This window comes from Streptomyces sp. CNQ329, from assembly GCF_000482585.1.
The window spans coordinates 547683-569542 of record NZ_AXVU01000001.1; the positions used below are offsets into that span (position 1 = coordinate 547683).

24 protein-coding genes are annotated in these 21860 nt (G+C 73.6%); 13 read left to right on the forward strand and 11 right to left on the reverse strand.

Translation table 11 applies throughout. From position 1 onward, the window contains the following. Positions 1-40 precede the first annotated feature (40 nt). Positions 41-469 carry an ATP-binding protein gene (locus tag I003_RS0102410; protein WP_027770032.1) on the forward strand — a complete coding sequence of 143 codons (429 nt, stop codon included), beginning with the start codon at positions 41-43 and terminating at the stop codon, positions 467-469. A 52-nt stretch (positions 470-521) separates the two neighbouring features. Then, positions 522-1472, forward strand: a complete 951-nt coding sequence (locus I003_RS0102415; protein ID WP_027770033.1) for a serine/threonine dehydratase — start codon at positions 522-524, stop codon at positions 1470-1472. A gap of 8 nt (positions 1473-1480) precedes the next feature. Here the strand turns inward: I003_RS0102415 and I003_RS0102420 are convergent, their stop codons facing one another. The 4 genes from I003_RS0102420 to I003_RS0102435 all read right to left on the reverse strand — a co-directional run bounded on the left by I003_RS0102420 (position 1481) and on the right by I003_RS0102435 (position 3825). Further along, a complete protein-coding gene (locus tag I003_RS0102420) occupies positions 1481-2053 on the reverse strand; it encodes a DUF6328 family protein (RefSeq protein ID WP_027770034.1) in 573 nt (190 codons plus the stop codon). A gap of 29 nt (positions 2054-2082) precedes the next feature. After that, positions 2083-2757 carry a GNAT family N-acetyltransferase gene (locus tag I003_RS0102425; protein WP_037719889.1) on the reverse strand — a complete coding sequence of 225 codons (675 nt, stop codon included), beginning with the start codon at positions 2755-2757 and terminating at the stop codon, positions 2083-2085. Positions 2758-2859: 102 nt separating this feature from the next. Then, positions 2860-3183: a hypothetical protein gene (locus I003_RS0102430; protein ID WP_027770036.1), complete on the reverse strand. Its 324-nt coding sequence runs from the start codon at positions 3181-3183 to the stop codon at positions 2860-2862. A 6-nt stretch (positions 3184-3189) separates the two neighbouring features. Further along, complete coding sequence (locus tag I003_RS0102435; protein ID WP_027770037.1) at positions 3190-3825, reverse strand: ATP-dependent Clp protease proteolytic subunit; 636 nt, start codon at positions 3823-3825, stop codon at positions 3190-3192. Positions 3826-3905: 80 nt separating this feature from the next. Here I003_RS0102435 and I003_RS0102440 point away from each other — a divergent pair, with 80 nt between their 5' ends. From I003_RS0102440 to I003_RS0102460, 5 genes are all read left to right on the forward strand, one after another. Continuing rightward, positions 3906-4214 carry a type II toxin-antitoxin system Phd/YefM family antitoxin gene (locus I003_RS0102440; RefSeq protein ID WP_027770038.1) on the forward strand — a complete coding sequence of 103 codons (309 nt, stop codon included), beginning with the start codon at positions 3906-3908 and terminating at the stop codon, positions 4212-4214. 141 nt (positions 4215-4355) lie between these two features. Next, on the forward strand, positions 4356-4895 hold the full coding sequence (locus I003_RS0102445) for a cupin domain-containing protein (protein ID WP_027770039.1): 540 nt from the start codon (positions 4356-4358) through the stop codon (positions 4893-4895). Positions 4896-5075: 180 nt separating this feature from the next. After that, positions 5076-7319 (forward strand): MMPL family transporter, encoded by a 2244-nt coding sequence (locus tag I003_RS0102450; RefSeq protein WP_027770040.1) that lies wholly within the window; start codon positions 5076-5078, stop codon positions 7317-7319. 5 nt (positions 7320-7324) lie between these two features. Further along, a complete protein-coding gene (locus I003_RS31330) occupies positions 7325-8572 on the forward strand; it encodes a sensor histidine kinase (protein ID WP_051368056.1) in 1248 nt (415 codons plus the stop codon). Beyond that, on the forward strand, positions 8569-9261 hold the full coding sequence (locus I003_RS0102460) for a response regulator transcription factor (protein WP_027770041.1): 693 nt from the start codon (positions 8569-8571) through the stop codon (positions 9259-9261). The genes I003_RS31330 and I003_RS0102460 overlap by 4 nt, the downstream gene beginning before the upstream one ends. 3 nt (positions 9262-9264) lie before the next feature. Here the strand turns inward: I003_RS0102460 and I003_RS0102465 are convergent, their stop codons facing one another. From I003_RS0102465 to I003_RS0102485, 5 genes are all read right to left on the reverse strand, one after another. Further along, a complete protein-coding gene (locus tag I003_RS0102465; RefSeq protein ID WP_027770042.1) occupies positions 9265-10461 on the reverse strand; it encodes an FAD-dependent monooxygenase in 1197 nt (398 codons plus the stop codon). Next, a complete protein-coding gene (locus I003_RS31335) occupies positions 10458-11840 on the reverse strand; it encodes an MFS transporter (protein WP_037719839.1) in 1383 nt (460 codons plus the stop codon). Before I003_RS31335 ends, I003_RS0102465 begins: the two co-directional genes overlap by 4 nt. A 170-nt stretch (positions 11841-12010) precedes the next feature. After that, the gene (locus I003_RS0102475; RefSeq protein WP_037719841.1) at positions 12011-12952 is read right to left on the reverse strand and encodes a TIGR02452 family protein; all 942 of its coding nucleotides are present in this window, start codon (positions 12950-12952) and stop codon (positions 12011-12013) included. Between the two features lie 28 nt (positions 12953-12980). Further along, a complete protein-coding gene (locus I003_RS0102480) occupies positions 12981-13688 on the reverse strand; it encodes a lysophospholipid acyltransferase family protein (RefSeq protein WP_027770044.1) in 708 nt (235 codons plus the stop codon). An 86-nt stretch (positions 13689-13774) separates the two neighbouring features. Continuing rightward, complete coding sequence (locus I003_RS0102485) at positions 13775-15001, reverse strand: acyl-CoA dehydrogenase family protein (RefSeq protein ID WP_027770045.1); 1227 nt, start codon at positions 14999-15001, stop codon at positions 13775-13777. Positions 15002-15160: 159 nt separating this feature from the next. Here I003_RS0102485 and I003_RS0102490 point away from each other — a divergent pair, with 159 nt between their 5' ends. The 5 genes from I003_RS0102490 (at position 15161) to I003_RS36345 (ending at position 19331) form a co-directional block, all read left to right on the forward strand. After that, entirely contained in the window at positions 15161-15835 is a 675-nt protein-coding gene (locus I003_RS0102490) for a TetR/AcrR family transcriptional regulator (protein ID WP_027770046.1), read from the forward strand. Positions 15836-16011: 176 nt separating this feature from the next. Further along, the gene (locus tag I003_RS0102495) at positions 16012-17250 is read left to right on the forward strand and encodes a MurT ligase domain-containing protein (protein ID WP_027770047.1); all 1239 of its coding nucleotides are present in this window, start codon (positions 16012-16014) and stop codon (positions 17248-17250) included. A gap of 28 nt (positions 17251-17278) precedes the next feature. Beyond that, positions 17279-18007 (forward strand): glutamine amidotransferase, encoded by a 729-nt coding sequence (locus tag I003_RS0102500; RefSeq protein ID WP_027770048.1) that lies wholly within the window; start codon positions 17279-17281, stop codon positions 18005-18007. Positions 18008-18112: 105 nt separating this feature from the next. Next, positions 18113-19048 (forward strand): cytochrome c oxidase assembly protein, encoded by a 936-nt coding sequence (locus I003_RS0102505; RefSeq protein WP_027770049.1) that lies wholly within the window; start codon positions 18113-18115, stop codon positions 19046-19048. Positions 19049-19160: 112 nt separating this feature from the next. Next, complete coding sequence (locus I003_RS36345; protein ID WP_027770050.1) at positions 19161-19331, forward strand: hypothetical protein; 171 nt, start codon at positions 19161-19163, stop codon at positions 19329-19331. Positions 19332-19354: 23 nt separating this feature from the next. On the opposite strand, the gene I003_RS0102515 is transcribed toward I003_RS36345, so the two are convergent. Next, on the reverse strand, positions 19355-19537 hold the full coding sequence (locus tag I003_RS0102515) for a hypothetical protein (protein WP_027770051.1): 183 nt from the start codon (positions 19535-19537) through the stop codon (positions 19355-19357). Between the two features lie 262 nt (positions 19538-19799). On the opposite strand from I003_RS0102515, the gene I003_RS0102520 reads away from it, so the two are divergent. After that, positions 19800-20675 carry a hypothetical protein gene (locus I003_RS0102520; RefSeq protein ID WP_027770052.1) on the forward strand — a complete coding sequence of 292 codons (876 nt, stop codon included), beginning with the start codon at positions 19800-19802 and terminating at the stop codon, positions 20673-20675. Between the two features lie 48 nt (positions 20676-20723). Here the strand turns inward: I003_RS0102520 and I003_RS0102525 are convergent, their stop codons facing one another. Continuing rightward, entirely contained in the window at positions 20724-21785 is a 1062-nt protein-coding gene (locus tag I003_RS0102525; protein ID WP_027770053.1) for a LacI family DNA-binding transcriptional regulator, read from the reverse strand. Between the last annotated feature and the right edge of the window lie 75 nt (positions 21786-21860).

The following is a 21860-nucleotide window of genomic DNA, read 5'->3' on the forward strand; positions in this document are numbered from 1 at the left end:
TCGGAGTCCGGCACAGTCGTGCGAAAGAGACGGCGTCGCAATGGCAGACCAGCAGGAAGCATCCGTCACGCTGCCGAGTGAGGCTGCTTCGGTCACGCAGGCGCGTACATATGTCACTGACATTCTCGCGAAATGGGGCCTCCCGGAAGACGCGGACGAGACCGACACCGTCCGCCTCGTCGTCTCCGAACTGGCCACGAATGCCGTCCAGCACACCCGCGGGCTGTCGCCCACGTTCACCGTGCGCCTGGTGCTCGTACGGGAGCAGTTGCGCGTCGGCGTGAGCGACAGCCACCCCCGCCGGCCGCGCCGGCTTCCCGCCGCCGTCCAGCAGGACAACGGGCGCGGCATGGTCATCGTCCGGTGCCTGGTCGCGGAGTCCGGCGGACGGCTGTCCGTGACGCCGACGGCGGACGGCGGCAAGACCGTGTGGGTCACCCTGCCCTGGCGGCCCGCGCCTGTGGCCTGAGGCACACACCCCGCGGTCACGCCGGAGCACCGGGGTGGTCCACCCTGGAGACATGACCGACCAGCCCATCAGCCACGAGGACGTCCACGCCGCCGCGCAGCGCATCGCGGGAGGGGCACGCCCGGTTGCCGTCGCACCCGCGGGTGCCGGGGTGGTGCCGGACGCCGAGGTGTGGCTCGCGCTCGAGTTCCTCCAGCACACCGGCTCCTTCAAGGCGCGCGGGGCCCTGAACTTCACCGCCGCCCACGCCGCGGCCGGCGCCATGCCGGACGCCGGCGTGCTCATCGCCTCCGGCGGCAACGCCGGCCTCGCCTGCGCCTGGGCCGCCGCCCGCCACGACGTCCCCGCGCACGTCTTCCTTCCCGCCACCGCGCCGGACTTCAAGGTCGGGCGGCTGCGCGCGCTCGGCGCAGACGTACGACTGACGGGCCGTACGTACGGCGAGGCGCTGGCCGCCTCGCGCGCCATGGCCGCGGAGACCGGCGCGCTCGCCTCGCACGCCTACGACCACCCGCTGATCTCCGCGGGGGCCGGGACGCTGCTGCCGGAGATCGCCGCCGCCGTGCCCGGCGGCATCGACACCGTCGTCGTCGCTGTCGGCGGGGGCGGGCTGTACGCGGGCGTGGCCGCCGCCGCCGCGCACCGGGGGATTCACGTCGTCGCCGTCGAGCCCGAGAACTGCCGTGCGCTGAACGCCGCGCTGGCGGCGGGGGAGGTCGTGGACGTCCCGGTCGATTCCGTCGCCGCGGACTCCTTGGGCGCCTCCCGCACCTCGCGCGACGCGCTGGCCTGGGCGCGGCGGCCGGGAACCACCTCCGTGCTCGTCGCCGACGCCGACATCGTGGCGGCCCGGCGGCGGCTGTGGGACGACCACCGGCTCGTCGTCGAGCACGCCGCGGGCACGGCGCTGGCGGCGCTGACCACGGGCGCGTACAAGCCGCGGGCGGGGGAACGGGTGGCCGTCGTCCTCTGCGGCGCGAACACCGACCCCGGCACTCTCTGACGCCGGGCTCAGCGCCCTCGGTCGTCCGGCTTCGCCGCACGCGTGGCGAGGCTCCTGCTCAGGCCCCACGGGAGCGCCGCCCACAGCCCCGCGGTGAACACGAGCACGGAGGCGCCGGCAGCGATCCCCGCCGCGCGTCCCAGGACGACGTCCACCACGAGCAGCACGGCCCCGGACAGCGCGAACGCCAGCACCGCGAGCCCTCCCGCCGCCAACTGCGAGGAGACGTCGACGACGCGCCGCTTCGCCCGGCGCCGGAACAGCCCCCGGTGCACCGCCGCGGGCGCGGTGAGCAGCACCGCCGCCGCCACGGCCAGCAGCAGGGTCGCCACGTACGTGCCGCGCTGCACCGCGTCCAGATCGGTGAAGCGCTCGGTGAACGCGAGGGTCAGCAGGAAGGCGAAGAGGATCTGTACGCCCGTCTGCGTCACCCGCAGCTCCTGGAGCAACTCCACGAAGTTGCGGTCGTCCCGCTCCAGCGCGGTCTCGCGGCGCGCGTGAGGCCCGAACGCCTCCGGATCCTCCGCTCGCGCGGCCCGCGCGGCCGTGCCGCGCTCGTCTTCGTTCCGGTCTCGGTCCATGCCCTTCCCGGTTGCCCGATCGGCCCGTCCTACTCCTCGTTTACCACCAGCAGCGCCTCCGCGCCCACCGGACGGAACCCGGCGGCCAGGAACGCCCGTACGCTCGCCGCGTTGCCCGGCGCCACCTGTGCCCACAGCGGTTCGCCCTGCGGGACCAGGTGCCGGGCCGCCGTCGCCAGCCGGCGCCCCAGCCCGTGCCCGCGGGCGTCCGGCTCCACCTCGACGGCGGCCTCCCAGCGCCCGGCGACGCCGCGGCCGAGGAGCACGGTGGCGCCGGGGAGGGCCCAGGCCCGCACGTCGTCGCGGTGCCGCAGGGCGCGGCGCAGCCGGGGGTGGGTCTCGTCGTCGCCGTCCGCGAGCGGCAGCGGCGGCGGGCCGGGCAGGGAATCGGCGACCATCAGGACGTCGATGTTGTTCACCGTGCGGCCGAGGCGGGCGGTCAGGGCGGCGAGGAACGGCGGGTTGAGCGGGGCGGACAGGTCCCCGGCGGGCAGCAGGCCGCGTATCCACGCCGGATCCGCGTCCGCGAAGACGACGTGGCAGCCGGTGAGGGCGATGACGCCCGCGTCCCGCGGCGACGGCTGCGGGAGCACGGCGACCGCACCGTCCGGCGGTGGGAAGGAGCCGCGGGCGGCGGCGGACAGCAGCGCGGCGAGCCGGCCGCCGTCCGGGCCGCCTGCGTGCGCGAGCGTCGTCATGGACACGGGATCACCGGAGTGCGGACTCATGGCTGCTCGCTCCTCGAGCGCGGCGGGCGTCACGCGGCCAACCTATCCGGACCCGTCCCACCCGCCGGCGCCCGACCGTCACGGCGCCCCGTCGGGCTCCCGCGGCCCCGGCGGCACCGCCACCAGCCTGCTGCGCCGCTCCCCGTCGAGCACCCGCAGCGCGCGGGCCATCGTCGCGGCGTGGATCCGGGTCTCGCGCCGCTCGTGCATCAGCGCCAGCGCGTCGCGCAGCCCGACCGCGGTGCGCACCAGCGCCTGCGCCGCACGCAACCCCGAGTAGGTGTCCGCGCCGCGCGCGGGGTTGATCCGGCCCAACTGGTCGACGGCGTCGAGGTAGCGGTCGATCACCTCCGCCTCCGCGCGCGTGAGCGCGGGCAGAGGAGGCAGTTCGGGCGGCAGCACGGTCCGTCACCTCCCGTAGCGCGGCGTGCTGGTGCCCTTGCGGCTCTCGGTCATCCGGTCGGCCAGCCCGTACGCGATGGCCTGCTCGGCGTCGAGGATCTTGTCCCGCTCGATGTCCTCGCGGATCTGCTCGATGGGATTCCCCGAGTGCCTGGCGAGCAGCTCCTCCAGCAGCGCGCGGTGGCGCAGCAGCTCGCGCGCATGGATCTCCAGGTCGCTCGCCTGCCCCTGCACCGGCTCCGCGAACGACGGCTGGTGGATGAGCACCCGCGCCCCGGGCAGCACGAACCGCTTGCCGGGGGTCCCGGCGGCCAGCAGTACGGCGGCGGCGGAGCCGGCCTGCCCGAGGCAGACGGTCTCGATGTCGCTGGTGACGAACTGCATCGTGTCGTAGATCGCGGTCATCGCCGTGAACGAGCCGCCGGGTGAGTTGATGTACAGCGAGATGTCCTGGTCGGGCGCGGCGTGCTCCAGATGCATGAGCTGGGCCATCACGTCGTTCGCCGATGTGTCGTCGACCTGTGTGCCGAGGAAGACGATCCGCTCCTCCAGCAACTTCGAGTACGGATCCTGCGTGCGCACCCCGCTGCTCGTCCGCTCGGTGAACTCCGGCAGCACGTAGCGCGCCGTGGGGCTGTCCATGGCCGTCGGCACCTCCCTCTCTCGGTTTCATGATCCTCAGTGCAAAATGTACAGGACGTACATCCGGTTATGCTGGGAGCATGGCGTACGAAATTCCGGTGACGCAAGCCCGTGCAGAGCTGGCCGACCTGATCAACCGCGTGGTCTACGGCGGCGAGCGGGTCGTGGTCACGCGCCACGGCCGGCCCCTCGTGGCCCTCGTCTCCGCCGCCGACCTGGAGAAACTCGACGAGCTCGAGAACCCGCCGGCCGAGGAACAGGTGATCACCACGGTCTCGGGCGTCCGCCCCGCCCACCCCGCCGGATCTGCCACGGGCGAACGCCGCTTCGGTATCGCCGCAGAGCACCGCGCCCCCGACACCCGCGCCGGCGGCGAGGGTCCCGCCTAGCCCCGCCGGTGTTCCGGTACCGCCGGGCCTAGGTCTGCGGGCCCCGGCCCGGCGGCCGCCGGGGATCAGCCGGTTGCCGGATGCCGCGCCCGCGGCACCCGGGACACGATGCAGGCGGACCCCGGCGAAAGGAGCGCACCGATGTCGTACCCGGAGGACCTCGTCTACCCCGAGCCCCGCTACCACGGTGGGAGGGGCGAGGTGAACGCGACGTTCCGGCCCGCCGGCAGCCCGCCGGACCTCACCTCGCCCGGCGGTTTCACCCGCTACCTCGCCACGGAGGAGTCGACGGGCGGTGAGTTCGGGCTGTACGACGTGCAGCTCGGCCCGCGCTCACCCGGGGCGAAGACGCACTTCCACAAGACGATGTCGGAGTCCTTCTACGTGGTCTCCGGTGAACTTGAGCTGTACGACGGCGACAGATGGGTGACGGGACGCGGCGGGGACTTCCTGTACGTGCCCGTCGGCGGGCTGCACGGCTTCAGGAACACCACCGACGACCCCGTCCGCGTCCTCATGCTCTTCTCCCCGGGCGCCCCGCGCGAGGAGTACTTCGAGCGGGTGGCGGAGATGTCGCGGCGCGGCGGCGAGGAGCTGAAGCAGTTCCGCATCCGGCACGACAGCTTCTTCGTCGAGGACTTCCCAAGCGGCGGGGAAAGCGGCGGGGACGGCCCGGGGTAGCCCCCGGCCGGGGGCGTGTCCTGGTGCGGAGGCACCAGGACACGGCGGTGCCTGGTCCGGGTGCACCAGGCGAGGACGGCCACGGCGGACGATGCCCCGCCGGGCGCCGCCCGGGAGTGTGGGAAGCGCGCGAAATCTCGCGCTCTTCCCCCTCCCAACGGTGTCTGGAGTGATCGAGAAGTGGCGACTTTTCTCTACCGGATCGGACGGTGGGCCTTCCGCCGGCGCCGGCTCGTGGGCGGCACGTGGCTGGTCGCCCTGGTGCTGGCCGGGGTCGCCGCCGCCGTGGCGCCGGCCGGGGAGGAAGAGGACCTCTCCATGCCCGGCACCGAATCGCAGAAGGCGTTCGACCTGCTCGACGAGCGCTTCCCCGACGACAACGCCCAGGGCGCGGAGGCACGTCTGGTGTTCCAGGCGCCGGACGGGCAGCGGGTGACCGCGCGGGAGCACAAGGCGGCCGTCGCGGACGCGCTCGGCTCCCTGGACGGCGGCGGCCAGGTCGCGTCGGCCACCGACCCCTACGAGTCCGGTGACGTCAGCGAGGACGGCACCATCGCCTACTCCACGATCACCTACACCGCGGGTGCCGTGGACCTCACCGGGCCGACGAAGAGCGCCCTGGAGGACGCCGCTGACCAGGCCAGGGACGCGGGGCTGACGGTGGAGATCGGCGGTTCCGCCCTGGACGCGGAGGAGGAGCCGGGCGGGACGACGGAGATCCTCGGCGTGGCGGTGGCCGCGGTGGTGCTGGTCCTCGCCCTCGGCTCGCTCGTCGCCGCCGGGCTGTCCCTGCTGACCGCCTTCGCGGGGGTGGCCCTCGCCTTCGGCCTGGTCTCCGCGCTGGCCGTGCCGCTGGGCCTGACGTCCACCGTCGCCATCCTGGCGCTGATGCTGGGGCTGGCGGTCGGCATCGACTACGCGCTCTTCCTCACCTCCCGGTTCCGTGACGAACTCGTCCGCGGCAGCGAGCCGGCGGAGGCCGCGGGCCGTGCGGTGGGCACCGCCGGGTCCGCCGTGGTCTTCGCCGGCGCGACCGTCTTCATCGCCCTGGTCGGGCTGGGGGTCGTCGGCATCCCGGAACTGACCAGGATGGGCATGGGCGGTGCGGGCGCCGTGGCCCTCGCCGTGCTCGCCGCGCTCACCCTGGTCCCCGCGATGTTCGGCTTCGCCGGCCGGCGGGTGCTGTCCCGGGCCGCCCGCAAGGCCGCCCGGCGGGCCGGAGAGCGCCCGCACGCGGTGCCCGCCGCGGCCGGCCGACCCGGTCTCGGCGTCCGCTGGGCGCGGTTCGTCCTGCGGCGGCCGGTGGCCGTGCTGCTGGTCGCCGGACTCGGCCTCGGTGCCGTCGCCGCACCGGCGCTGAGCCTCGAACTCGGCCTGCCCGGGGACGAGTCCAAGTCGGTTGAGACCACCCAGCGGCGCGCCTACGACCTGCTGTCGGACGGCTTCGGCCCCGGCTTCAACGGCCCGCTGACCGTGGTGGTGGACACCTCGCAGTCCGCGGACACCGAGGCCGTCACCGACCTGGTCACCACGACCGTACGGGAGGTGGACGGCGTCGCGTCCGTCGGCGACCCGGTGCTCGACGAGGCCGGGGACACCGCCGTCCTCACCGCGGTCCCGGAGACCGCGCCGAACAGCGGCGAGACCAAGGACCTGGTGCACGCGCTCCGGGACGCCGCCGCAGGCATCGAGGCCGACACCGGCGCGGGCGTCCTGGTGACGGGCACCACCGCGATGAACATCGACATCTCCGAAGCCATGTCCGATGCCCTCCTGCCCTATCTGACCGTGGTCATCGGCCTGGCGGTCCTCCTGCTGACGGTGGTCTTCCGCTCGATCCTGGTCCCGCTCAAGGCCGCCCTCGGCTTCCTGCTCTCGGTCGGCGCCGCCTTCGGCGTCCTCGTCGCCGTCTTCCAGTGGGGCTGGGGTGCGGACCTGCTCGGCATCGAGCAGACCGGCCCCGTCATGTCGCTGATGCCGATCCTCATCATCGGCATCGTGTTCGGCCTGGCCATGGACTACGAGGTCTTCCTCCTCAGCCGGATGCGGGAGACCTACGTCCACGGCGCGTCCCCCGGCGAGGCGGTCGTCCAGGGGTTCCGGCACAGCGGCCGGGTGGTGGCCGCCGCGGCGATCATCATGATCAGCGTGTTCGCCGGGTTCATCGGGATGAGCAGCCCGACCATCCAGACGATGGGCGTGGGCCTGGCGGCCGCCGTCGCCTTCGACGCCTTCGTGGTCCGGATGGCGATCGTGCCCGCGGTCCTGGCGCTCCTCGGCCGCCGGGCCTGGTGGCTGCCTCGTATGCTGAACCGTGTGCTGCCGAACGTGGACATCGAGGGCGAGGCGCTGAGCAAGCGGGCGCCCGCGCCGGCGAGCGGGGCGGACACGGCGGTGTCCCGGCTCCCGGCCGGCCGGTACTGACCGGGATGCAGAACCCGGGCGACGGCGGCCGGCGCGCACGCCGCGCGTGGTGGCGGGAGGCGGCGGTCCTGGCGACGGCCTTCACGCTCTGCCTGCTCGGCGGCGTGGTGCAGGTCGACGACACGCTGTCGGCGCCGCCCCCCGCCGCCTATGTCATCGCCGTGGCGTCCTGTGCCGTACTGCCCGTACGGCACAGGGCGCCCCTGGCGGCCCTGGCGGCCACCACCGGGGCGGGCGTGCTGGCGCCGCCCCTGGGCCTCCTGCTGAGCCCGCCCCTCATGGCTCCCGCCGTGATCGCCGCCTACGCGTACGCGCTCCACGCCCGTACGGAGCGGCGCGCCGCGCTCGTGGTGTCGCTCGCCTCCGCGGCGCTGATGCTCGCCACCACCCCCTGGTTCGGGGACCTGTCGTGGAAGGACGCGAGCCGGATGGGCTCGGTGGCCGCGTTCGGGCTGGTCGCCGGCGTGCTCGGGCATTCGGCACACAACCGGCGGGCCTATCTTGCGGCCGTGGAGGAGCGGGCCCGCCGGGCGGAGAAGAGCCGGGAGAGCGAGGCACGCCGCCGGGTGGCCGAGGAACGGCTGCGTATCGCCCGCGAGTTGCACGACCTGGTCGCCCACCAGATCACCCTGGCCAACGCGCAGGCCACGGTCGCCGCCCACCTCTTCGACTCCCGCCCCGAGCAGACCCGCAAGAGCCTCGCGGAGCTCGTCCGGACCACCGGTGACGCGCTCGACGACCTGCGCGCCACGGTCGGGCTGCTGCGCCAGTCCGGGGACGCGGCCGAGCCCGCGGAACCGGCGCCCGGGCTGTCCCGGCTGCCCACGCTCCTCGACTCCTTCGCCCGCGCGGGCCTTCAGGTCTCACTGGAGCAGGAAGGCACGGCGAGACCGCTGCCGCCGGGGGTGGACCTCACCGCGTACCGCATCGTCCAGGAGGCACTGACCAACGTGACCAAGCACGCCGGCACCGGCACGGCGCGGGTGCGCCTCGTCTGGAACCGCGACCGCGTCACCCTCACCGTCGCCGACGACGGCGGGGGAACCCGTACGCCGCCGGGAGCCACCGCGTCCGAGCGCCCGCCGGGCTACGGCCTGATCGGGATGCGTGAACGCGCCACCGCGGTCGGTGGCCGCCTCTTTGCGGGCGACCGCCCGGAGGGAGGTTTCCTCGTCTCCACCGAACTGCCCCTCCCGGCGGTCAGGGAGACGACGCGCGGAACCGACGCGCGGGAGACGGGGGAGACGCGGTGACGCTACGGGTACTGCTCGCCGACGATCAGGCGCTGCTGCGCGGTGCGTTCCGGATGCTCCTCGACACCGCCGACGGCATCACCGTCGTCGGCGAGGCCGCGGACGGCAGGGAGGCGGTGAGCCTCACCCGCGAACTGCGCCCGGACGTCGTCGTCATGGACATCCGCATGCCGGAGGTCGACGGGCTCACCGCCACCTCGGAGATCGCCGCGGACCCGGAGCTGCGCGGCAGCCGCATCCTGATCCTCACCACGTACGAGACCGACGAGTACGTCGCGCAGGCGTTGCGCGCCGGGGCCGGCGGCTTCATCGGCAAGGGCATCGGGGCGGAGGAACTGGTGGAGGCGGTCCGTACGATCGCCGCGGGCGACACCCTGCTGTCGCCCGCCGCGACCCGCTCCCTGGTCGCCCGCTTCCTGGCCACCCCGGACGACGTCCCGCGGCACCATCCGGAACGGCTCTCCGTACTCACCCCGCGCGAACGCGAGATGGTCGCCCTGGTCGCCACCGGCCTGTCCAACCAGGAGATCGCCGAGCGGATATACCTCAGTCCCTTCACCGTCCGCGCCCACGTGCAGCGCGCGATGACGAAGCTGGAGGCCCGCGACCGGGCGCAGCTCGTCGTCATCGCGTACCGCACCGGGCTGGTGCACGCCGCCCCGGACGGTGACGGCGACCGCCGGCCGTGACGGTCAGGGCAAGGTTCCTGCCTCCGGCAGCGTCAGCGCCGAATAAGCCGGCTGCGGGGGCGCGGCGGGCATCCTGACGAGGCCGCGCAGCACGGCGTTGCGCCGTTCCAGGGCCCGGGCCGTGGTGGGGAAGAGCGTGGCGCCGCCGGCGTCGACCAGCGCCTGGTTCGCGGCGACGAAGTCGCGCACACCGTGCTCGTACGCGGCGAAGGCCGAGGCGTGGTCGCGGTGCGTGTCCAGGGCGTGGGCGAGCATGTACGCACCGGCCAGCGCCAGGCTGGTGCCCTGACCGGTCAGGAACGAGGGCGCGTAGGCGGCGTCGCCGACGAGCGCGGCCCGGCCGCGTGACCAGCGCGGCATGCGGATCTGGCTCGCGGTGTCGAAGAACGGGTCGTCCGCGTCGCGCATGGCGCCGAGGATCGCCGGGACCTCCCATCCCGCGTCCGCGAAGGCGTCCGCGACCAGCTTGCGCTGGCCGTCCGGGTGCCTGAGGCCGTCGAGCGGAGGGTGCGGCCGGTGGAAGGTGAGAAAGGCGTGCAGTTCGTCCGTCGTGCCGACCGCGTAGAGGGCGGCGGCCCTCCCCGGGGCGTTCCAGAGCACCACCTCGCGGGAGAGCCCGAAGACGTTCCGCATGGTGAAGAGGGCGAACCGGTAGCCGAGATAGCGGTGGAACCGTTTCTCAGGGCCGAACACCGACTCCCGGGTGCGTGAGTGCATCCCGTCCGCGCCGATCACCAGGTCGTACGTACGCCGCAGTCCACTGCGGAACGTCACGTCGGCCCCGCGGCCTGACTGGTCGAGGCGGTCGACGGAGTCGCCGAAGCGGAACTCCACGTCGTCCCGGACGAGCGCGTACAGGCTCGCCGCCAGGTCCCCCCGGCGTACCTCCAGGTCCCCGCCCTCCGCATCGCCGGTGACGGCCCGCGGGCTGACCACGGCCACTTCGCCGCCCCCGGCGTCGAGGAAGGTGAAGCGGCGCGAGTCGATGTGCGCGTCGCGCAGGCGCGGCAGTATGCCCATCCGCCGGACCACCTCGACCGCCGTGCCGCGGATGTCGATCGGGTAGCCGCCGTCCCGCACCGCGGCGGCCTTCTCCACCACCGTGACCTCGTGTCCGGACCGGTGCAGCCAGTACGCCAGCGCGGGGCCGGACACACTCGCCCCGGAGATCAGTACCCTGCGCTTCCCGGACGCGCTCATGGGTGGGCTCCCTTCTTCGTGATACGTACGGCGAGCAGCGACAGCGCGGCGACGAGCGCGACGACGGAGAAGCCGGTGACGAACGCCGATTCGGCCGGCGGACCCGCCGGACCGGCCCCGGCGTCGAGGATCGCGCCGGCGATCTGGATGCCCAGCGCGACGCCGATCACCCGTGTCACCACGAGCAGGCTCGTGGCGATCCCGGTGTCCCGGGGGTCGACGGCCGCCGCCGTGTGGGCGACCAGGGCCGTCGTGCCGAGGCCCGCGGCGAACGCCGTCAGCACCTTGGCGAGGACGAGGTGCCACGACGCGGTGTGCAGCACCGCCAGGGCGGTCATCGTGACCGCGGTGACGACGGCCCCGGCGAGGACCACGGCGCGGGGCCCGAACCGCCGCGCCGCGACCCCGCCGGCGGAGTCGCTCACCGCGCCCGCGACGGCGCCGGGCAGCAGATACCAGCCGATGCCGGTGGTGTCCGCCCCGAAGCCGTACGCGTCGGCCGGTACCGCGAACAACTGCGGGAGCAGGAAGACCACCATGCCGAAGCCGGTGGTGACGACGAACGTGAGCAGGCACGCCTGCCAGATGACGGGCCTCGCCAGCATGCGCAGATCGACCATCGGCGCCTTCGCCCGGCGTTCCACGGCGACCCATCCGGTGGCCAGAGCGGTCACGAGCAGGGCGAGGACGCCGATCGCGTACGGCGGCAGGCTGTGCCGCGTCATCGTCACGAGACCGACCATGAACGCGAGCAGGGTGCCGCTCAGCAGCACCGCTCCGGGCCAGTCGATCCGCTCCTCCGAGGAGACCGGCGGGTCGTGTGGCATCAGCCGGATGACGGCCGGCGTCGTCGCGACGATCACGATCGTCGGCAAGGCGAATATCCACCGCCACGACAGCGCGTCCGCGACCGGCCCGGCGAGCATCGTTCCCGCGATGCCGCCGCCGGTGAAGAGGGCGACGACGCATCCGATCGCGACCTGGGACTGCGCCGCCGGGAGGTGGGTGCGGACGAGGATGAAGGAGAGCGGGAGCGCCCCCACCATGACGCCCTGGAGCACCTGGCCGAGCAGGAGCACCGGCAGGTTCGGCGCCAGAGCGGCCAGCAGGCCGCCGGTCGCGACCAGGGCCGTCAGTCCGAGCAGCACCCGCTTTCCGCCGTAGCGGTCGCCGAGTTTGCCGGCGACGGGGGTGATGACGGCGCCGGTGACGAGTAACGCGTTGGCGACCAGCGCCCCTTCGGAGGGGCTGACCCCCCACTCGCGTTGCAGCAGCGGGAGCGCGGGCTCCACCACCGACTGGAGCGTGCCGAGGGCGAGGGCCAGTAAGCCGAGGGCGCCGATCGGCAGCCACCCGGCACGGGCAGGGAGAACCGCCACCTGTGGATCACTCCAGACACCGCGGGGAAGGGGAAGTGCGCCGGATGCGCGCGCCTTCCACACTCCCTTCCGGTGCCCGGCCGGGCATCGTCCGCCGTCACCGGTTCTCCCTGGTGCGCCCGGACCAGTGCGTCACCTTCCCTGGTGCTCACGCACCATGACCCGGTCGCTCAGCCGGTGCCGAACACCGCCTCGAACGCCGCGCGGTTCGCCGACCGCGGCTGCCGGTCCCACACGGCGAACACCAGCCGCGGGAACAGCCCTTCGAAGCGCCCGCCGGGCTCCAGGTGCGTACGGAACGCCGCCGCCACCTGCGCCGGGTCGTTGCGGAACACCCCGCAGCCCCACGCGCCCAGCACCAGCGCCGTCACCTCCGCGATCGCCGCCACCTCCAGCACCCGTTCCGCGCGCGCCGTGAGCGCGGCGGGGATGCGGTCCGTCTCCCGCGGTGTGCGCTGGGCGATGACGCCCGCGTTGGGGGCGGCGGAGGTGAGGAAGTCCACGGCGTACGGTTCGTCGAGGAGCGCGCCGGCGTCGTCGCGGAACACCGGGACGGCGGGGGAGTGGATGACGCGGTGGGTGTAGAAGGGGCTGCGGTCGGCGCGGTGGGCGGCGTAGAACTCCGGGGCGCGGAGCAGCGCCGGGTAGAGCGCGGAGGCCCGGCACAGCTCCTCCTCCTGCGCGCGGGCGCCGTTGACGTAGCCGCCGCCGGGGTTGCGGGCGGAGGAGAAGTTGAGCACGCCGACACGGCCGGCCCCGTCCGCGACCAGCCGCCGGGCGGCGGAGAGCGAGGTCTCCGCGGTCACCTCGGCGGGCCGGGACGGCGACCCGGCCGCGGGTGCCTTCCCCGCGCCCGTGACCGGCCCCGGCCCGTACATCCGGGTGCCGTCCGCCGCCCGCGCGGCGGCCTCGGCCAGCGGCACCCACCGGCCGGCGACCTCGTACCCGCCCTCGGCGAGGATCCGCTCGTTGTCCCGCGCCACCTGGCGCAGCCGCGCGCTCACCGGGCACCGCCCGGGCCGGTCCGGACCCTGCCGCAGGCCGCCGGGGCGGCGCTGTCCGCTGTCCTCGTCATGCCAGGACCGTACGCACCGGGGCCGGGCCACGACCACCGGGTTTCGGCGCGGTGGCCGGCGCCTCTCAGGCCGCGGCCGGCGGGTTCTTCTTCGCGGCTTCCTGCTCGGCCTTGACCTCGGGGGCGTAGCGGTCGACGTACTCCTGGTTCGACATGCCGAGGATCGCGTACATGATCTCGTCGGTGACGGCCCGCAGGACGGCCTTCTGGTCCTCCATCCCCTCGTACCGGGAAAACTCCAGCGGCTCGCCGAAGCGGATCGTGACCCGGCCGAGGCTGGGAATCTTCTGCCCGGGCGGCTGGACCTCGCGGGTGCCGATCATCGCGCACGGGATGACGGGCACGCGCGCCCTCAGCGCCATCGCCGCGACCCCCACCCGGCCCTTGTACAGCCGTCCGTCGTGCGAGCGGGTGCCCTCCGGATAGATGCCCAGCAACTCGCCCTTGGCCAGCACGCCCAAGCCCTCCTCGATCGCCGCCTGAGCCGCCTTGCGGCCCCGACGGTCGACCGGGATCTGGCCGATGCTGTGGAAGAACCCCGCGGTCAGCCGCCCCTTGAGGCCGGGTCCGTTGAAGTACTCGGCCTTGGCGAGGAACGTGATGCGCCGCTTCAGCATCACGGGCATGAGGAAGTGGTCGGCGAACGACAGGTGGTTGCCCGCGACGATCGCGGCTCCCTCCTGCGGTATGTGCTCCAGCCCTTCGATCCGCGGCCGGAACAGCGGCCGCAGCAGCGGCCCGAAGAACAGGTACTTGAGCAGGTGGTAGAACACCGCGGCCTCGCCTTTCCCCCCGGTCGGGTCTCGTGCGCTCGCAGAGTAGCCGCGCGCCGCCCGCCGGGGGGAGAGGGCGCGCGAACTCAGCGGATCGGGACGCCGGCCAGGGTACGGGCGATCACCAGCCGCTGGATCTCGCTCGTGCCCTCGAAGATGGTGTAGATCGCCGCGTCGCGGTGCATCCGCTCCACCGGATACTCGCGGGTGAAGCCGTTGCCGCCGAGGATCTGCATCGCCCGCGCGGTGACGTCCTTGGCCACCTCACCCGCGTACAGCTTCGACATCGACCCCTCCGCCGAGGTGAACCCCTTGCCGGTGGCGGCCATCCAGGAGGCCCGCCAGACCAGCAGCCGGGCCGCGTCGATCTGGGTGCGCATGTCGGCGAGCTGGAAGGCGACGCCCTGGTTGTCGATGATCGGACGGCCGAACTGGACGCGGGTCTTGGCGTACTCCAGCGCCGTTTCGTACGCCGCGCGCGCGATGCCCACCGCCTGCGCGCCCACCGCCGGGCGGGACGCCTCGAAGGTGGCCATCGCGGCGTTCTTGACCCGCTCGCCGCCCGTCTTCGCCCGCTCGCGGGCACGGGCCAGCCGCTCCTGCAGCTTCTCCCGGCCGCCGAGCAGGCAGGAGCCGGGTACGCGCACGTCCTCCAGCACCACCTCGGCGGTGTGCGAGGCGCGGATGCCGTGCTTCTTGAACTTCTGTCCCTGCGACAGGCCCGGCGTGCCCGGCGGGACGATGAAGGAGGCGTGCCCCTTCGTGCCCAGCTCCGGGTCGACGACGGCGACGACGACGTGCACGGCGGCGATGCCGCCGTTGGTGGCCCAGGTCTTGGTGCCGTTGAGCACCCACTCGTCCTTGGCCTCGTCGTAGACGGCGCGGGTGCGCATCGCCGAGACGTCGGAGCCCGCGTCCGGCTCGGAGGAGCAGAAGGCGGCCAGCTGGACGTTGTCCACGTCGCCGTACATCTGCGGGATCCAGGTGCCGATCTGCTCCTCGGTGCCGTTGGCCAGCACGCCGACGGCGGCGAGCCCCGTCCCGACGATCGACAGGGCGATGCCCGCGTCGCCCCAGAACAGCTCCTCCATGACCATGGGGATGCTCAGCCCGGTGGGGTCGAAGTACTGCTGGGCGTAGAAGTCCAGGGAGTACAGGCCGATCTTGGCCGCCTCCTGGATCACCGGCCAGGGCGTCTCCTCGCGCTCGTCCCACTCGGCGGCGGCCGGGCGGATGACGTCCGCGGCGAAGCCGTGCACCCACTCCTGGACGGACCTCTGGTCCTCGTTGAGCTCGAATGTGAACTCGGACATCGTGCCTCCGCAGCCCTCGCTAATCGTTACCCTCGGTAACCCCAGTCTGTTACCCGTGAGTAGACTATGTCAACTCCCGTACGCCCGCGGGGACCCCGTGACCGGGGTGCTAGGTTGCGCAGGCATTCGGGCAATCGACCAGGCAGGGGAGCGATTTCCATGGACGACCGGCGCGGCGAGAGGGAGCAGGCGACCGAGGACCGGCGCCGCGAACTGCTCGAAGCCGCGGACCGGGTGGTCCTGCGCGACGGGCCGGGAGCCTCGATGAACGCGATCGCCGCCGAGGCCGGCATCACCAAGCCGATCCTCTACCGCCACTTCGGTGACAAGGGCGGTCTGTACCGTGCCCTCGCCGTACGCCACACCGACGCCCTCCTCGCCGCCCTGCGGGCCGCGCTGGACGCCCCCACCGGCCGGCGCGAGCGCGTCGAGGCCACCCTCGATACGTATCTCACGGCCATCGAGGCGCGCCCGCAGGTCTACCGGTTCCTGATGCACCCCGCCGACGGCGGCGCCGCCGACTTCCCGGAGCCAGCCGCGTCCGCCGAGGCAGGCGAGCGCGGCTTCGAGGTCGGGCGCCACTCCGCGCCGCTGCTGCGCCGCCTGGGCGAGGAACTGGCCCAGGTCATAGCCGACCGCATCGACTTCGGCCCCGGCGGCGCCGTGACCGCCCGTGCCTGGGGCCACGGCATCGTCGGCATGATGCACGCCGCGGGGGACTGGTGGCTGCACGAACGGCCCTGCAGCCGCGCGGAGTTGGTGCAGAGCCTGGCGGATCTGCTCTGGGGCCGGCTCGCCGCCGCCGCGGACAAGGCCGGCGGACCCGGTCTCTAGGACCGCCACGGGACCGGCCCGGGAGCCCCGCGACGTGCCGCGATTCGGGGCCGGCCGCGGATCTCGATAGGCTGGCGGCTACCGCGCCGCGGCGCAGGCCGGGCAGCGGACGAAGGACACCGGAGCACCGCGGACGACGGCGTACGCGCGCGGGCACGCGAGGAGGAGCTACGACGATGGCAGGCAACACGGAACCGCTGTCGCCACGGTCCAAGCTGGCCGTCACGGCGGGCAGGGCGGCAGCAGCGGTCTCCCGCGCCGCGGGCAAGGGCAGCGGCTCCGTGATCGGCGGCAAGGTCGCGCTCAGGCTCGACCCCGACCTGCTCGGCCGGCTCGCCGGCCACCTCGACGTCGTCCTCGTCTCCGCCACCAACGGCAAGACGACCACCACCCGGCTGATCGCGGAGGCCCTGCGCGCCTCCGGGCCGGTCGTCTCCAACGCGCTCGGCGCCAACATGCCCGCCGGTATCACCTCGGCGCTCGCCGGCGGCTCCGACGCGCGCTACGGCGTCATCGAGGTCGACGAGAAGTACCTCGCCGGCGTCGCGCGCGACGTCACTCCCAAGGCCATCGCGCTGCTCAACCTCTCCCGCGACCAGCTCGACCGCGCCGCCGAGACCCGCATGCTCGCCGAGCACTGGCGCGAGGGCCTCGACGGCAACAAGGCCCTCGTCGTCGCCAACTGCGACGATCCTCTCGTCGTCTGGGCCGCCTCCTCCAGCCCGAACGTCGTCTGGGTCGCCGTCGGTCAGGAGTGGAAGGACGACGCCTGGTCCTGCCCCTCCTGCGGCGGCGTGCTCCAGCGGCCCGGCGAGGACTGGCTGTGCGCCGAGTGCGGCTTCCGCCGGCCCGTCCCCAGTTGGGCGCTCTCCGGCGAGCACGTGCTCGACCCGCACGGCGCCGCCTGGCCGATCCGCCTCCAGCTCCCCGGCCGGGCCAACCGGGCCAACGCCACCACCGCCGCCGCCGTGGCCGCCGCCTTCGGCGTGCACCCGCAGACCGCGCTGGAGCGCATGTGGGAGGTCACCGCGGTCGCCGGGCGGTACGACACGGTGCAGTTCGGCGGCCGTGACCTGCGGCTGCTGCTGGCGAAGAACCCGGCCGGCTGGCTGGAGACGTTCTCCCTCATCGACCCGCCGCCCACCCCCGTGGTGCTCTCCGTCAACGCCCGCGGCGCCGACGGAACCGACACGTCCTGGCTGTGGGACGTCGACTACACCCGGCTGACCGGCCACCCGCTGTACGTCATCGGCGACCGCAAGCTCGACCTCGCCGTCCGGCTGGAGGTGGCGAACCAGAGCTTCCGTGTCTGCGAGCACGTCGACGAGGCCGTCGCCGCCGCACCGCCCGGCCGGATCGAGGTCATCGCCAACTACACCGCGTTCCAGGACCTGCGCCGCCGTGTCGGCAACTGATCCCTACGAGACGCCAAGGAGCGACCGCATGAACGACAACAGCCTGCGCCTCGTCTGGGTCTACCCCGACCTGCTGTCCACCTACGGCGACCAGGGCAACGCCCTCGTCGTCGAGCGCCGCGCGCGGCAGCGGGGCTACGACGTCACCCGCGTCGACGTCCGCTCCGACCAGCCCGTGCCCGCCTCCGCCGACATCTACCTCATCGGCGGCGGCGAGGACCGCCCGCAGCGGCTCGCCGCCGAGCGGCTCCGCCGCGACGGCGGGCTGAACCGGGCCGCGGGCAACGGCGCGATCATCTTCTCCGTCTGCGCCGGCTACCAGATCCTCGGCCACGAGTTCATCAACGACCTCGACCGGCAGGAGCCGGGCCTCGGTCTGCTCGACGTCACCAGCGGGCGCGGCCAGGCCGGCCGCTGCGTCGGCGACGTGCTCGCCGACATCGACCCGGAGCTCGGCCTGCCCCAGCTCACCGGCTTCGAGAACCACCAGGGCGTCACCCACCTCGGCCCGACCGCCAGGCCGCTCGCCCGGGTCCGCTTCGGCCACGGCAACGGCACCGGCGACGGCACCGAGGGCGCGTGGAACGGCAACGTCTTCGGCACGTACATGCACGGCCCCGTGCTCGCCCGCAACCCGCAGATCGCCGACCTGCTGATCCGGCTCGCGCTCGAGTCCCCGGGCCTGCCGCCGGTCGACGACCGCTGGTACGAGGCCCTGCGCAACGAGCGCATCGCCGCCGCCAGCGCCTCCCGCTGACACCGCCGGTCCCGGCCCGCTCCCGCGGGGTACCCCGGCGAAGCGGCGGAACGGGCCGGGTCTAGCCTGAGTGAGGGCATCACCGGCACAAGGAGCAACACCGACATGGACCACGGCGGGCACGGCGGCCACCTGGACCTTCCGCCCTTCACCCTGGGGCGCGGGCTGGAGTGGACCGGCGAGCCGGTGTTCCTCGTCGGCTCCCTCGCGGCCCTCGCCCTCTACGGCTACGGGGTCTTCCGGCTGCGCCGCCGCGGGGACGACTGGCCGCTCGGGCGGACCGTGGCCTTCACCGTGGGTCTGCTGACCCTCGTCCTGGTCATGTGCACCGGCCTGAACGACTACGGCATGGTCATGTTCAGCGTGCACATGGTGCAGCACATGGTGATCAGCATGCTCTCGCCGATCCTGCTGCTCCTGGGCGCGCCCGTGACGCTGCTGCTGCGGGCCCTGCCGGCGGGCCGGCCCCGCTCCGCGGTGGTCTCGCTGCTGCACAGCCGCTATCTCATGGTGATCTCGCATCCCGTGTTCACGATCCCGCTGTTCATCGCGAGCCTGTACGCGCTGTACTTCACCCCGCTCTTCGACACCCTGATGGAGAGCAAGGCCGGACACGTCGGGATGATGATCCATTTCCTGGCGGTGGGCCTGGTCTTCTTCTGGCCCATCATGGGCGTCGACCCGGGGCCGAACCGGCCCACGTACGTGATGCGGATGCTGACGCTGTTCGCGGGGATGCCGTTCCACGCCTTCTTCGGCATCGCGCTGATGATGGGCAGCGAGCCCATGGTGGACGTCTACAGCACCCCGCCCGCCTCGCTCGGCATCGACGCCCTGGACGACCAGCAGGCCGCCGGCGGCATCGCCTGGGCGTTCAGCGAGATCCCCTCCGTGCTGGTCCTCATCGCGCTGGTCTACCAGTGGTACAACTCCGAGCAGCGACGCGCCAGGCGCGTCGACCGTACCGCCGACCGTGACGGCGATCAGGAGCTGGCGGCGTACAACGCCTATCTGGCCTCCCTCCAGGCTCGCGAACAGTAGCCGCGCGCACACCCGGCGCTCCTTCGACTATCGCGCCGGTTCCCGGCGAGGGACCATGGGGTGAAGGTTGCGTGCGGTCGCACGGGGACGGCCGCCGGCTGCTGGAGGCGGCATGGAAAAGCCCGGTTCTGCGAAGGTCATGGTCGTGACTACCGTGGCCGGTCTTGTGGTCATCACGGCTTACACGGTGTCGGTGGGCAGTAGCGGATGGCTCTGGTTCGGGTGGGTCATCCTGGGGCTGGCCGCGCTCGGTGTGGTGCTGACCGGAGGCTCCTGGAGATAGGCGCGTAGACCCGCGGGCCCGCTTCAGCCGGTGACCGGCGTGCCGCAGCGGGTGCAGCGGACCGGGGGTGCGGTGTCGGCCAGCCGCCCGCACTCCGGGCAGACGCGTTCCAGCCAGCACACCGGCTCCCCGCCCTCGGGTCCGGCCGCGCCGGTGGCGGCGGGCTCGGCCGTCGGCGCGGGCTCCTTCTCGTCCTCGGCTCCCATCGGCGCCCCCTCCCTGTTCCGTACGGGATCACCTGCCGGATCCCGCCTTCAGCCCCATTCACACCCGTCCCGGGGTAAGAGGCCGGATTTCGAGGCCGGTTTGACGTCAATTCGTTACGGTACCGTAATCTGAGAGCTTGTCTGCGACTGCATGCAACGACTCAGGTGCCGAACCCCGCTGCGTGACGCCGGGGTTCGACTGCGGCCCGGTCCGCGTCGGTGCGCAGAGCCCAGTGCGTCGGCGTGATGACAGGGGTGACGGATGGCGGCCGGCACAGCGACTCTGGAGCGACCCACCACCCCCTCGGCCCCGGCCGGTGACGCCGTCCCGGCGAGACCGGTCGAGCGCAGAGCCGTCTGGTGGGCCGCCTGTCTGATCTGCGGCGGACTCACGGGGCTGGTCCTCGCCGTCGCGGGCACCCTGCGCGGCGCGCGGCCGTCGCGGCGCAGGGTGCTGGTCGTCGTCTGGGGCACGGTGGTGCAGGCGGTGCTCGCGTGCGCCTTCGCCGTCCTCGGGCCCGGTGCCCAGATGCGGCCGTGCCCGGCGGCGGGGGAGGGCGGCGGACTGTGGCAGACGGCCCGTACGGTGCTCAACGCGCCCGTCTCCGGCGCCGCGCTGCTGTACGCCGCGGGGGAGGGCGGCGAGATGTACCACTGCGCGGCCGACGGCACGACGGCGGTCATCCTCGACGACGGGTTCGCCCGCGCGGGCACGATGTACGGCACCGTCTTCCTCACCGACCAGCGGGCGGAGACGCAGTCGCCGCGGATGCGGAAGCTGTCGGAGCACGAGGCGCGCCACTCCGACCAGTGGGCACTGGGGTCACTGCTGGCGGGTCCCGCCGCGTTTCCCGCGCTGTACGCGGCGGACGAGGTGTTCTTCCCCGGGGCGTACAACCACTTCGAGCGGGCGGCGGGCCTGGAGGACGGGGGCTACGACCCGCCGCCGGACAGCCCGCCGGCCGCCGGCCGGCTGGCGGTCCTGTCGGTGGGGGTCCTCGTCGGTTACACGCTCGCGGTGAGTCCCGGCCGCCGCAGGCCGGTCCCCGTCGTACGCGCCGGCGCGCTGCCGACCGCACTGCACGATCCCGGCGCCACGCGGGGGCCGGAGTCCGGGAAGGCCGCCGTCCGGGGATGACGGGACGGCCCTTCTTCCCTCCGAAAGTTTCGGTGATCCGGGGCGATGTCAGCGGGCGGGCGGGGGTGCCGTGCTGTTCCGGATGACCAGGCTCGTCGCCAGCTCCACCCGCCGCGTCACCGGCTCGTGGCCGCGGCCGAGGTCCAGCACCAGCCGGGCCGCAGCCTCGGCCATCTCCCTCAAGGGCTGCCGCACGGTCGTCAGCGGCGGGCCGATCCAGCGGGCCACCGGCAGATCGTCGAAGCCGACGACGCTGAGGTCGTCGGGAATGCGCAGGCCCAGTTCGCGGGCGGCTTCGTACATGCCGAGCGCCTGCAGGTCGTTGCCGGTGAAGACGGCGGTGGGGCGGTCGGGCAGGGCGAGCAGCTCGCGCCCGGCGGCGTAGCCCGCCTCGTGGTGGAAGTCGCCCTCCCGGATCAGCTCGGGATCCACCGGCAGCCCGGCGACGCCCAGCGCCGCGCGGTAGCCGTCGATCCGGGCCCGGCTGCACATCATCGACGGCGGCCCGCCCACGACGCCGATCCGGCGGTGTCCCAGGCCCACCAGGTGGCGCGTGGCTGCCAGCCCGCCCTGCCAGTTGGTGGCCCCGATGGACGGCACGTCCTCGGCGAGGTCACCGGCCGGGTCCAGCACCGCGAACGGGATGCCGCGCCCGGTGAACTGCGCCCACTGGTCGGCGGAGAGGTCCGAGAGCACCAGGATGACACCCGCCGGCCTGCGGGCGAGCACGTCCTCCACCCACGTCTGCCCCGGCGTCAGCCGCCCGGCGCTCTCCGAGAGGACCACGCCCAGCCGCTCCTCCCTGGCCACGTTCTCCACGCCCCGGATGACCTCCATCGCCCACGCGCTCTCCAGCTCGTGGAAGACGAGGTCGAGTAGCGGGGCCTGGCGCGCGCCGCCGCCGCGGCGCCGGTAACCGTGCTCGCGCAGCAGGTTCTGGACCCGGGCGCGGGTGCCGGGAGAGACGTCGGAGCGGCCGTTGAGGACCTTCGAAACCGTCGACGCCGACACCCCGGCGGCCTCCGCGATGGCCGCCAGCGTGGCGGTGGCCTGCGGCTCCTCGCCGGCCGCGGGGGCCTCTCCGTCGAACTGGACTCCAGCACCACTCATGCCGGGATGGTAGCCCCGCCGCCCGCCGCTGCGCGATGACTTGACCTGCCTGATGGCCTCACCCTAAGTTGCCAG